This is a genomic window from Corynebacterium suicordis DSM 45110 (assembly GCF_015351405.1).
Classification (GTDB): Bacteria; Actinomycetota; Actinomycetes; order Mycobacteriales; family Mycobacteriaceae; genus Corynebacterium; species Corynebacterium suicordis.
Genome location: NZ_JADKMY010000001.1, coordinates 286,296 through 298,896 on the forward strand (window position 1 = coordinate 286,296; position 12,601 = coordinate 298,896).

The 12,601-nt window shown below is 60.3% G+C and carries 9 protein-coding genes; 4 read left to right on the plus strand and 5 right to left on the minus strand.

Annotation, left to right across the window (positions count from 1 at the left end):
* The first annotated feature begins 835 nt into the window (after positions 1–835).
* Positions 836–1,696, plus strand: coding sequence for a PRC and DUF2382 domain-containing protein (locus tag IRY30_RS01380; RefSeq protein ID WP_194555617.1), 861 nt, complete (start codon positions 836–838; stop codon positions 1,694–1,696).
* A gap of 191 nt (positions 1,697–1,887) precedes the next feature.
* On the plus strand, positions 1,888–3,972 hold the full coding sequence (locus IRY30_RS01385) for an NADPH-dependent 2,4-dienoyl-CoA reductase (RefSeq protein ID WP_194555618.1): 2,085 nt from the start codon (positions 1,888–1,890) through the stop codon (positions 3,970–3,972).
* Positions 3,973–3,980: 8 nt separating this feature from the next.
* Here IRY30_RS01385 and IRY30_RS01390 read toward each other — a convergent pair whose 3' ends face one another.
* Together IRY30_RS01390 and IRY30_RS01395 are read right to left on the minus strand one after the other, a co-directional pair.
* Positions 3,981–4,211, minus strand: coding sequence for a PspC domain-containing protein (locus IRY30_RS01390; protein WP_194555619.1), 231 nt, complete (start codon positions 4,209–4,211; stop codon positions 3,981–3,983).
* A gap of 181 nt (positions 4,212–4,392) precedes the next feature.
* Entirely contained in the window at positions 4,393–6,498 is a 2,106-nt protein-coding gene (locus IRY30_RS01395) for an acyl-CoA dehydrogenase family protein (protein WP_194555620.1), read from the minus strand.
* A gap of 101 nt (positions 6,499–6,599) precedes the next feature.
* Here IRY30_RS01395 and IRY30_RS01400 point away from each other — a divergent pair, with 101 nt between their 5' ends.
* Positions 6,600–7,805 carry an MFS transporter gene (locus IRY30_RS01400; protein ID WP_228502479.1) on the plus strand — a complete coding sequence of 402 codons (1,206 nt, stop codon included), beginning with the start codon at positions 6,600–6,602 and terminating at the stop codon, positions 7,803–7,805.
* Here IRY30_RS01400 and IRY30_RS01405 read toward each other — a convergent pair.
* The 3 genes from IRY30_RS01405 to IRY30_RS01415 form a co-directional block, all read right to left on the minus strand.
* Positions 7,802–9,037, minus strand: a complete 1,236-nt coding sequence (locus tag IRY30_RS01405) for a hypothetical protein (protein ID WP_194555622.1) — start codon at positions 9,035–9,037, stop codon at positions 7,802–7,804. The two genes, IRY30_RS01400 and IRY30_RS01405, sit on opposite strands and share 4 nt — an antisense overlap.
* 15 nt (positions 9,038–9,052) lie before the next feature.
* Positions 9,053–10,594 carry a M1 family metallopeptidase gene (locus IRY30_RS01410; protein WP_194555623.1) on the minus strand — a complete coding sequence of 514 codons (1,542 nt, stop codon included), beginning with the start codon at positions 10,592–10,594 and terminating at the stop codon, positions 9,053–9,055.
* Positions 10,595–10,714: 120 nt separating this feature from the next.
* Positions 10,715–12,001: an alpha/beta hydrolase gene (locus tag IRY30_RS01415; RefSeq protein WP_194555624.1), complete on the minus strand. Its 1,287-nt coding sequence runs from the start codon at positions 11,999–12,001 to the stop codon at positions 10,715–10,717.
* Between the two features lie 337 nt (positions 12,002–12,338).
* Here IRY30_RS01415 and IRY30_RS01420 point away from each other — a divergent pair, with 337 nt between their 5' ends.
* Complete coding sequence (locus tag IRY30_RS01420) at positions 12,339–12,494, plus strand: hypothetical protein (protein ID WP_194555625.1); 156 nt, start codon at positions 12,339–12,341, stop codon at positions 12,492–12,494.
* The last annotated feature ends 107 nt before the right edge of the window (positions 12,495–12,601 follow it).

Genomic DNA, 12,601 nt, shown 5'->3' on the forward strand with positions numbered 1-12,601 from the left:
AGACAGGCTTACAGCGCGCCTATTCTCGAACGTTTGGCCTATTTTTTAAGTGCGAGGAATATTGACCAACGTGGATGCCGCTAGCCTGGGGTGAAAGTGCACAAACAGGACACCAGCGACCTAAGGTAACCGTGAACAAGTAATAACGAAACAGTCAACAAGTGAAGTTCTGACAGGCGATAGCTGTTTCATGCGCTGGTCGAACACAAGAGCGATATTCACTCGTAATGAAAAGGTCGCGAGTTCGATTCTCGCAAGCGGCTCCACAGCAGGGTTAGCCACACCAGGCCCAACACCGCAGCATCAAGAAGTAAGAAGAGAAGGCCCCCTCCGCGCAGGAGGGGGCCTACTTGCGTGTGGGAGAGGAAGCGCGGGGGAAGAGACGCGGGAAGTAGTGCCTGAAAAGGAGCACGGAAACCTGAGCGAAGGCACTACAACGATCCGACAGGACGGGCAGGAAAAGTGACGCCTTTTCGCGTTCTTGACAGAAATCCACGCAAGTTTGAAATGAACTTTAGGTGAACTAAAAGTTTAATTAAAGTTAACAATCCATACAGAAACGGTCACGGGTGGGACGCGAATTTGTAAAGCTTCACGGCTGCACTCTGTGAAAAATTGCAGATGAAAGGCCGAAACGGGAGAAGTTGGCGTCGAGAAGAAGAATCCTAACGGGAGGATAACAAAGATGAAAAAGAAATACATATTTAATGCAATCCCGTGAATGTGCTTTTAGTCTCGGGAACACAGCGCCGTCGTCGAGATGGATTCCTTGAGGGAGTCCAGAACATGATGGCGATGGCCAACAAACTGATACTCCCGTAGAAAGGGGATTAGCATGACTGCTCAGAACAACATTCGCGACCTCTTCAACACCACTGCTTTCGACAACAATGGTGACAAGCTCGGCGAAGTTCAGGAAGTGTTCGTTGACGATCACTCCGGCAAGCCAACCTTCGTAGAGGTTAAGCACGGTCTGTTCGGAATGTCCTCCAGCCTGGTTCCACTGAAGGGTCACCGCCTGCAGGGCGACGACCTTCAGCTGGCATTCGACAAGGATCGCATCAAGGATGCTCCTAATGTTGACGCTGACCAGGGCCTGACCCCTGAAGAGCAGAACCGCATCTTCGAGCACTACGGTGTTGGATCCGCTCAGGATCAGACCGACTACGTTGCAGACAACCGTCGCGATGACCGCGCTGGTGTTGTGGGTGGCGCTGCTACCCACCGCGACGAGAACCGCACCGACGTTGCAGACCGCGACCGCGTTGCAGACCGCGACGTTGCTGACCGTGACCGCGTTGCTGATCGCGACAACGTTGCAGGCGACAACTCCATCATCCGTTCCGAAGAGCAGCTCGATGTTCACAAGGAGCAGGTGCAGTCCGGCAAGGCACGTCTGCGCAAGTACGTCGTCGAAGACACCGAGACCGTTGAGGTTCCAGTCACTCGCGAAGAGGTTCGCGTTGAGCGCACCCCAATCTCCGAGGCTGACGCTGCGAACTTCCGCGGCGAAATCGGCGAAGACGAAGCTTCTGTCGTGCTGAACGAAGAGCGCGTTGACGTCACCAAGAAGACCGTTCCTGTGGAGAAGGTCAACCTCGCTAAGGAGCAGGTCACCGAGACCGAGCGCGTTACCGAGACCCTCGCCAAGGAGCGCATCGAGACCGACGCTGACATCGATCGCGATCGTCGCTAGTCTCTAAGATTTATCCGCTCGCTTCCGGGTAACCGGAAGTTAGGCTAGAAAAAGCCCCTCACCAGATTGTTGGTGAGGGGCTTCTTCGCTGTCCACCCTTATATATGAGCAGGTTTATAGGAGCAGGCAGCCGCGCTCCGCATTCCCCGCATTCAAACCATGGATTCACTCGGGTGCGATATTCTGGGTGAATGGTTGACTACCCACATCTGCTCGAGCCGCTTGACCTCGGCTTCACCACTCTGAAGAACCGCGTGATCATGGGTTCCATGCACACCGGCCTGGAAGACAGCCTCCATTATGTTGAGGATCAGGCAGCGTTCTTCGCTGCCCGCGCCTCCGCCGGCCTGATGATCACCGGTGGTTATGCCCCTTCTCAGTCCGGAGTGGTCAAGCCGTTCGGCTCCACCATGACCTCCAAGCGCCAGGCTCGCGCGCACCGTCGCATCACGGATGCAGTGCACGAAAAGGGCGGCAAGATTGCCCTGCAGCTCCTCCACACGGGCCGTTATGCGTACGCTCCGTGGAGTGTTGCTCCTTCTGCAATCAAGTCTCCCATCACGCCTTTTAGCCCACGGGAGATGTCGGAAAAGGCAGTGGAGAAGGAGATCCAGAATTACGCCAAGTCCGCCAAGCTCGCCGAAGAGGCTGGTTATGACGGCGTGGAGATCATGGGCTCCGAGGGCTACCTCATCAACCAGTTCCTGGCTCCCCGCACCAACAAGCGTTCGGACAAGTGGGGCGGCACCCCGGACAACCGCCGCCGCTTCGCCCGCGAGGTGGTCAAGGCCGTGCGCGCAGCGGTCGGCGAGAACTTCATCATTGTTTTCCGCCTCTCCATGATCGACCTCGTGCCAGAGGGCCAGACCCCCGAGGAAATCCTGGCTCTGGCCCGCGAGATCCAGGATGCAGGCGCCACCATCATCAACTCCGGTATCGGCTGGCACGAGGCTCGCATCCCCACCATCGTCACCTCCGTGCCCCGCGCAGCGTTCTCCGAATTCACCGCTGAGGTGCGTAAGAGCGTGGATATTCCCGTGGTGGCGTCGAATAGGATCAACGACCCGGAGACCGCGGAAAACCTCCTGGCCAACGAGAAGGCCGACCTGATCTCCATGGCCCGGCCCTTCCTCGCGGACCCTGATTTCGTGACCAAGGCCGCCGAGGGTCGCGCTGCCGCCATCAACACGTGTATCGCCTGCAACCAGGCCTGCCTTGACCACACTTTTGAGAACAAGCGTGCGTCGTGCCTGGTCAACCCACGCGCCTGCCATGAGCGTTCTTTGGTTCTGCTTCCTTCTCCTACCCGACGCCGCGTCGCGGTGGTCGGAGCTGGTCCCGCAGGACTGGCTGCGGCTGTCTCCGCCGCCGAGCGCAACTTTGATGTGACCCTGTTTGAGTCTCAGGACCACATTGGTGGCCAGTTCGCGCTGGCCATGGAGGTTCCGGGCAAGGAAGAGTTCCGGGAGACCATCCGCTACTTCACCACGCGCATCGCTGAGCTGGGGATCAAGTTGCAGCTGAACACGCGCGCGGATGTGGATTCGCTGCGTGGGTTCGAGGAGGTCATCATCTCCACGGGTGTCTCACCGCGCGTGCCGGAGATCGAGGGCGTGGATCACCCCAAGGTCATGACGTATGCCCAGCTGCTGGCAGGTGAGAAAACCGCTGGCCAGAAGGTGGCTGTGGTGGGCGCGGGAGGAATCGGCGTGGATGTGTCCGAGTTCCTGGCCTACGAGAAATCCCCCACGCTGGACCTGGAAGAATGGCAGCGCGAGTGGGGCGTGGATGGCAATAACCGCGGCGGTGTGACCAAGCCGGAGGTGGAGCCATCACGCCGGGAAATCCACCTCATGCAGCGCAAAACCTCCAAGATTGGCCGCGGTTTGAATAAGACCACCGGATGGGTGCACCGTGCGTCCATCACCGCCAAAGGCGTGAACATGTGGACTGGTGTGACGTACGACAAGATCGACGACGCCGGAATCCACATCACCCACCAGGGCGAAACCAAGGTAGTAGATGTGGATTCAGTGGTGCTGTGCACCGGTCAAGAGTCCGTGCGCACCTTGTTCGATGCCGTGCAGGCCGCCGGGATCAAGGCGCACATCGTGGGCGGCGCGGATGTCGCAGCCGAGCTGGACGCCAAGCGCGCTATCCGCCAGGCCACCGAGGCAGTGGCCGCGCTGGAGCCACAGGATGGGGCTCCACAGCCCGAGGAATTGCCATGGCACCTGAAGCTGCAGAAGCAGCTCACGGAAAAGGTGATGGGCTAGAAGTAGCGCTAAAAGCTGCCGTACTGCTCCTTGGGCACCGCGATCCACGCAATGAAGTAGAAGATCAGCTGTGGGCCGGGGAGCAGGAGCGACACCAGGAAAAGGATCCGGACCACGGTGGCGGACAAGCCGGTGAAATCGGCCAGGCCCGCGCACACTCCGGCGATCCATCGCCGGCTCATATTACGGCGCAGCTTGTGGCGAGGTTGGGGGACTGAAGGCTGCTGTTGGTAGGACATTACGGGGCTCCTAGCTGGGGGTGGGGGTGATGTTCTACTTCCCAGCCTAGAGAAACTCCGCAGAGAAAAAACCCTGAAAAGCCAATCTCAGGGGCTTTTTCAGGGTTTACCCTGGGGGCCAGCTCTGAGGCTTACTCCAGGGTGCTTTTCTGCAGGTTAACGCTGCTTACTGCTGGTTTTCCTACTGCTGAGCTTCCTTTTCCTGAGCCGCCTTCTGGCCAGCGGCAGGAGTGCGCTCGCACAGCGGGATCATCTCATCGTAGTTTTCCAGCAGCATGGTGTCGCGCATCTGGGATGGAACGCCGAAGGCATCCACCAGAGTCTGAGACCAAGGACCCAGGGAGTCCACCAGGTCATTCAGAGCAGCGCGGGCAGCCTTGGTACGGGTGCCGGAGAGCATGTTCTGCTCCAAGTACCACGCAGCGTTGTCCAGCAGCGTGGAGAGGAAGTAGACGTGGCGCACCTGCTCGAAGACCTTCTTGCCCTGCTCGGTGTTGAGCTCGGACTCTGCCTCGAGGAAGGCCTCGAAGACAATGCGATCCACGTGAGCATCGGTGACAGCCAGCAGATGATCCTGGGCCTTATCCACCACAGTCGCAGCTTCCGACACGGAGAGTTCGCGGGCTGGGCGCAGGCGACGTGCCAGGGACATCATCAGGCGATCCTCACGCTCGGAGAGCAGCTTGACCTGGAACGCAGGATCGAAGAGGGAGGTCTCTTCGGAGTTGGTGAAGGTGTCCTGCAGGTTCTGGATGATGCGGTCCGCAGCGGTGCGGCGACGCAACAGGGAGCTGAAGCTATCCAGGCCGAAGCGCACCATTTCCATGGGCTTGAGACCACCGAGCTCGCGAGCGAAGCCGGTCATGAGCTCCTTGCCGGCCAGCTGCTTCATCACCACGTTGTCACCCTCGAAAGTGGTGAAGATGTCAGAGTCTGCCTTCAGCGTGGTCAGGTAGTTCTCCGCCATGTAGCCGGCACCGCCACAGGCTTCGCGCATGTCCTGAATGGTGTCGGTGGCGTGGCGGGTGTTCGCAGCCTTCAGGGCTGCAGCGTGAGCCTCGAGCTCGCGCTGGTCAGCCTGCTCCTTGTCATTCATGTTGGTCGGATCAATTCCGCGGTGATCCAACTCGTGCACGCGGGAGGTCAGCTTGTTGGTCGCAAACTGCAGGCCATAAGAACGCGCGATCGCTGGGATCAGGCGCAGGCGGTGCTTGCGGTGCTCAATCAGCTTCTTCTCTGGCAGAGAATCATCGGAGGCGAATTGGCGTCGCAAATTGGCGTACGTGGTGGCGATATCCAGCGCGGTCCGGGTGGCAGCACCGGAGGCGGCACCCACCGTCACGCGACCGCGAACCAGAGCGCCGAGCATGGTGAAGAATCGCGCGTTGGAGCTCTTAATGGGGGAGGTGTAGTTGCCGTTCTCATCCACATCGGCGAAGCGGTTGAGCAGGGCCTCGTAAGGAACGCGGTAGTTATCGAACATCATGGTGCCGTTGTCCACACCGGCCAGGCCACCCTTGTAGCCGTGATCGCCGATGCGCACGCCCTCGATGGCGGAACCATCATCCTCGCGGATGCGAGCCAGGATGCAGTGCACGCCCTTGGATTCCTCGGAATCAGGGGTGTAGAGCTGGCAGAACACTGCAGCCCAGCGGCCATCGCGGGCAGCGTTACCGATGTAGAACTTCTCGGAGGAGGCGGTGGGGGAGTTCAGGATGAACTCCTTGGTCTCTGGGTCGAAGTGCGCGGTGGTCTCCAAAGACTGCACGTCGGAACCGTGGCCGCGCTCGGTCATCGCGAAGCAACCGAGAGCCTTGAGGTTCATCAGGTCGGTCACCATCTGGTGGTGGCGCTCGGTACCGAGGTTGCCCACAGCACCGCCGAACAGACCCCACTGCACGCCCACCTTCACCATGAGGGAGAGGTCAACGTGGCCGAGCATCTCGATAGCGGTCAGGGATTGGCCGGTGTCACCGGTTCCGCCCTGGGCTTCCTTGAACACACCGCGGGGCAGGCCCAGCTCCAGCACCTGCTGCAGCTTGCCGGTGATTGCCTCGCGGCTCTCCTCCAGTGGCAGACCGATGGAAGGCAGCATGTCAACCTCGTTGAGCAGTTCGCGGACTGCTTGGCGGGTTTCCGGGAATTCGCCGTCGAGGACGGACTGCAAATCGTCGGCAACGGATTTTGCCAGGAACTCATCGACCTGAGCCTGCAGAGTTGCTGGAGCTTCACCGCGACCGGCCGCAGCTTGAGTGTTCTTGGTTACTTCGGAGTTTTCTTGTGACATGGTTCCCATCGTAATGATTGGGGATACCTTAAGCACGGGATTTGCGCAGAAAGCGCACCTTGCCCATCGGTCTGAGGTGCGTGGGCGCTACTATGACCTGCATGCCAAGAGTAAAAAATGCATGGATTATGGTTGCCCTCGCAGTGGTGACGGTGGCCTGGGGTGGCAACGAATTCACTCCCATGATGGTCTTTTATCGCGGTCAGGAAACCTTTAGTCCTGTCTTCGTGGATTCGCTCCTGGCTTCTTATGCCACGGGCATCTCGCTGTCCTTGCTGATTGCCGGTCCATTGTCTGACCGCCTGGGGCGCAAGGTGGTGATGCTGCCCGCGCCGATTGTGGCGCTGGTGGGTAGCTTGCTCATCGCCCTGGGCGAGTCCAACGAGCCGCTGATCTTCGCCGGTCGCGTGCTCTCCGGCATCTCCATCGGCATGGCCATGACCGCGGGCGGTTCCTGGATCAAGGAGCTTTCCACGCCTGAGTATGACCCTAACGCTAACGAAGGTTCAGGTGCGCGACGTGCTGCCATGTCCCTGACCGGCGGTTTTGCGCTGGGTTCCCTGGTGGCAGGTTTGCTGGCGGAATGGGGTCCGATGCCCGGCAAGCTGCCGTACCTCATTCACGTGCTGGTCTCCCTCACCGTGATCTGGGGTCTTTCCCGAGCTCCGGAGACCCGCTTTCCTGCCCATCCCAATGACCGCGCCTCGTTCTGGGCCGACTTGCGCACCCCCACCATCAAGCATCCCCGCTTCCTGTTGGCCGTGGTCCCGGCCGCTCCATGGGTCTTCGGCGCCGCGGGTGTCTCCTACGCCGTGATGCCCAGCTTGATCCAGCACGAGGTGGATCACCCCATTGCCTTTTCCGCAGTGATCACGGCCATCGCCCTGATGCTGGGATTCGCCATCCAGCAGTTCAGCGATAAGTTGGACAGCCCATTTAGCGCCAAGGGTCAGCAGGTGGGTTTGAGCATCACCGCCGTGGGCATGGCCCTGGCAGCCTGGTCCGCGATCGATGTGGGCCTCTGGGAAGTCGTCCTCGCGTCCTTCGTTTTGGGCGTGGGCTACGGCATGCTCATGGTGTCCTGCCTCAGCGAGGTCCAGCGCATGGCCCCACCTTCTGACCTGGGTGGACTCACCGCCGCGTACTACGTGCTCACCTACGTGGGCTTCTTCTTCCCCATGATCCTCACCCGCCTCCACGAGTGGTTCACTTACCCAATGATGCTGGGCTTCGGCGCGGTCATGGCCGTGTTGGCGCTGATTGTGGTGACCATTTTCTCCCGCCGTTTCCTGCCCGCCGAAGTCTAGATTTTTTCTCGACGCCCACCTCGGGCCAGCACCGCGACCTGCAGGGCTACGCCCACCAGCGGGCCAATCCCCAGGCTCAGCGCGGAGCGCATCTCTGCTGAGGTATCCACCAGCAGCAGCGCAATGCAGGCGATGGTGGCCACGATCCATCCGGCCACGTAGAGCGTGTGCCTATCCGCAGCCAGTGCTGCAGATCCCGTGATCATGAGCAGCGCGGTGGAGCCAGAGGCCACGGTGAGTACCGCCAGCGCAGAAGCAGAAACCACCAGCTCTTCTGCGAAGAACAATCCCATGAGCGTCTGTCCGAGGAAGTAGGCGGCAGCGCCACCGAATGCGGCCACCGCGATGACCGCGAGCATCGGCACCAGGCAGGCGCGCAATACGTTGTCGCGGTGCTTCGTGAAGTGAACGATCAGCGCAGGCTGAAAGCGCTGCATGGGTACCAGGATGGGCGCGCGGGTCAAGGTCACTGCGGTGATGGTGGCCGCCAGGGCGCCGGCGGCCACGTCTGCATCCGAGGTGAAGCGCAGCAACACGGGGAAACCGGTGATGATCATCGCGTTCGCACCGCTGGCCACCATCGCCTTCAGGCAGCGATTCACGAACGCTGCAGAACCCACATCAGCCTTCTCGGAGAGCAGCGCGCGGGTGCCGGGAGAAATCAGCAGGAAGAGCAACCAGGTGGCCGCGCCAATGACCGTGACCAGCAGGAACGCCAGCAGCTGCCATCCCATCAGCCAGGCCCACACCGCCAAGGCCAGGCGGATCAGCGAATCGAACGCGATGAGCCAGGCGAAGATGGTCCACTGGCTGGCAGCAGAGATGAGCCCGCACACCGTGGCCTGAAAGGCATAGGCCACCAATCCCACCACCATGAGCACCGAGCCCCAGATCTGCAGATCCGGGCTGACCACCGGCGCCCACCACGGGGCGGTCGCCGCAGCCAAGAGCCCGGAGACCACGGCAAAACCCGAGGTGAGGCGGAAAGGGGCAGCTGGCTTAACGGGGGCGTCAGGAGCAGATTCGAGGAACCCCGCGCCAGAGCGGCGCGCTGTGACCGCCCGGGCAGTCTCCTGCAAGAGGCCATCCAGCAATCCGGCCAGAGCGAAGAACAGGCCCCAATAGACCATGAAGTCTTCGTAGGCCGAGGCGCTGAGCCCCCGCGCTGCCACGAGGATCACTGCGTATCCAGCGATCGCCACCGCAATGGTGGCCAAGGAAAGCGCGCGCATGGATCAGAGAACTACCTATTCATCCTCGACGCTAGTACCCGCAGGCAAAGCCGCGCAGTCCGCATCGGTGAGGTAGACGGGTGCCGAATCGGCAGAACCGTTGGTTTCCCGGCCCGGGAAGGGCAGAGGAAATTCGGGGAGCTCGGGTGAACGGAGCCAGGCGTCGAAAAAGGAAGAAACCTCGCGCGCAGCTTCCGTTGAATCAAGGCAGAAACGGTGCTCCACGAGGGTCGCGGCCACCAAGTTTTCCAGGTCGCTGGTTTCCACCAGGCCCATCTTGTGGGAGGTGGTCCACTTTTCCAGCATGGGGAAGAAGGCCACATCACCCAGCCACATGCGCAGGGCATGGACCGTCAGGGCGCCGCGCTTGTACACGCGATCATCGAACATCTTCGCAGCTCCTGGCTCTGCAAGCAGCATGTCCTGCGGCTTTTGCAGCAACTTGCGGTAGTGCACCCACGCGTGGTGGGCGGCCGGGATTTCGCGGGAATGCTCGAACCAGAGCCACTCCGCGTAACAGGCAAAGCCCTCGTTGAGCCAGATATCGCGCCACTCCACCAGGCCGACCGAATTGCCGAACCACTGATGGGAAAGCTCATGGGCGATCAACCGCTCCCACGTGCCCTTGCCATCGCAATGGTTGCAGCCAAACATGCTCTTGGCCTGGGCTTCAAGGGGGATCTCCAGCCTCTCGGGGGCGATCACCACCTCGTAGCTGGGGAAGGGATAAGGCCCGAACATCTGGCTGTAGATCTCCACCATCTCAGTCTGATTGTGGAAATCCTGATGGAAGCGCTCCCGCACCTGGCGGGCCTGAGGCGTGCCATTGGGCAGCCACGCGCCCACGGGGACTTTCTTTTTGCCCACCTTCGCCGGGCGCAGAACCTCATGGCGGAACGGGCCCACGTACATCGCGGCCAGGTAGGTGGACATGGGGTAATCCACCACATACTCGCGAGTGGTCTTGGCCCGGGCAGAGGTCTCCTCAACGAGGTCACCGGTTGCCACCGCGACAATATCCCGGTGCGTGGACACGCGGATGCGATAGGTGGCTTTCTCATCAGGGGTGTCGTCGCAGGGGAACCAGCTGGGAGCGCCATTGGGCTGACCAGCCACGAGAGCACCTTCGTTGGTCTCCTCCCAACCCACGGATCCCCACGGGGAGCGCAGAGGATGAGGCTTGCCGGAATAGCGGATGGCGATCTCGAAGGAAAGATCCGCGGGCAGCTCATTGGCGAAGGTGAGGCGCAGCTTGTTGTTGCTCTGGGCATAGCGGCGCAACTCGAGGAGTTCTGGCTGCGCGGCGGACAAGCCGTGGCCGGTGAGTTTCACGGAAGCCACGCGCAGGGTGTGGGCCAGATCCAGGGTGAGGGTCTTGAGCTCCCGGTAGTTCTCCACCGTCAGCGTGGCCGTGGCGTTCAGAAAATTAGGCCCCGCGTTGTAATCCATATCCAGGAAATAAGAATGGATGTGGAATCCCAAGTTGTAATCCACGCCCGTGTACGGGTCGCGGGCTCCATCGATTGGGCTAACGCGTAAAGGCCTAGAGGTAGTCACACAAGCACCCTACTCGTTGGGTATAAAAAAAGAGAATAACCAGCCATTTGGCGGTTATTCCCTGGTTTTCCCGCCGGGTGAGGCGGGGTGTTGGCTAGTTGCCCTGATTAATTGCTCCGTTCAGTTGCTCAGGGGGAAGAAGTCGGCGATGTCTGCGGCAGAACCGGTGCCACCGTTGGCTGCGTGGTGCAGATCCTGCGCTGGGCCTGGCTGCTGAGCACCGGTGTTCAGGCCCTTGACCAAAGTGGCCCAGAAATCGCGGGTGTCATCCTGCCAATAGCCCCACTGGTGGGTGCCCTGTGGGCGGAAGTTGTAGTTCACTGGGATGCCCGCAGCGTTGGTCCGGCCAGCCAGATCCAGGGTGCAGAGGTTAGTGGCGGCCTCAATTGCGCCACCCTCCACGGTCACCTTGGCGGAACCGACAACGTCGCCGTTGACGCGAGGGGAGTTCAGCAGGTCGTGGCGACCCACGATTCCGGAGCCGTTGGATACGTAGATGTTGGACTGGCCGCGCAGCTTCTCTGCATTGAGGAGCGCATCATTGTGCAGCGCAGTTGGAGAGTTCAGCGCTCCCCACATCTGACCGAAGTTCGCGCCACCGCGGCCCAGAGTCAGGTTGATGAAGCTGGAGGTGATGGGGTTGGTGGTGGAGGCACAACCGGAGAAAGAACCGATGGCGGAGTAGAAGCCTGGGTTGTGCTGAGCGTAGAGCAGGGAGGTGGTGCCGGTCATGGACATGCCGGCCAGTGCGCGGTTGCCATTAGCCTTGATGGCTGGCTCGAGGCCCTGAGGCAGTTCCTGGGTGAGGTAGGTTTCCCATTTCTGCTTCTGACCTGCTGGGTTGCCTTCCTTATCCACGCCTTCCAGCTGTGGAACGTTCTGCTCCCAATCGGTGTAGTAGGAGTAAGCGCCAGCCATAGGGATGACGATGTTGGCGCCAATGCCTGGGGAGGTCATCTGGCCGCGAGCCTTCTTCTGGTCATCGCGCTTGCCTTCATTGCCGCCGTAGTACTCAATCACGTCGGTCTGAGCCAGCCAGTTTGCGCGGCCTTCTCCACCATCTGCACCGTTGAGCAGGTAGAGGGTAGGCGCGTTATCGCGCTTTGCTGGATCCACTGGGCGGATGAGCACCACTGGGATCAGGCGGTTCATGGAAGGGGAGTAGGTGGAAACCTCTTCTACCGCGTATCCAGCCTTCTGGTAGTTCGCGACGATGGTGCGCCACTTGGTCTTTTCCAGATCCTGGTGAGGGGTCGCCGTGTTGAGCTGCACCTCAGCCGGGGCAACGGCCGGTGCTGCGGTGGCAGCAGGCTGGGCGAATGCGACGGGGTTTGCCACGGTGGTGATGGCAAGAGGGGCGACAACTGCAAGTGCTGCAGCGGTGACGCGGAATACGGTGCGCTTCATGTGTGGCTGACCTTCAAGAAATTCGGTTCCGGCACGATTCTTCTTTGAACCAATGCTTTAGTTACCTCTGGAACACTACAGGCTCAACGCAGAAAAAGTAGTGCCAATTATCAACCTCTTGGCAGCCAACTCCACGGTTTCGCACCGTCCCACCCTCAGGGGCTTCACCTTCGCTGCAGGCGCATCGCTCATTCGCCACTCAGCCGGGGTTCAGCTGACTGTGAGCAAGTTCATAAAATTATACGCTCCTGGGGGTGCGAAACACCCGGGGTTCTGGGATTATTAATCCGCTTGACCAAGCAATCCGTGCTTTTTCTTAGATAGTGAGACACTCCCCATGAACGCTGCAGTGCAAGAAACCTACAATTCCTTCCTCCAGGACAACTTCACCATTTCTACCCTGTCCCCACAGGACATCTTTCGCGATGCCTACCTGGTGGTCGGCGACGTGGTTATGGATGCAATCGTCCTTGCCAGTGCCTTCACCAGCTAAAAATCTTTAGCTAGCTAGCCCTCCGCTCTTCGCACGGTTTTCCGGCAGGTCGCGCCCCACACTGCGAACTGCGCAGCTGCGCGTTCTCTAGGGGAGAGACGCGTAAA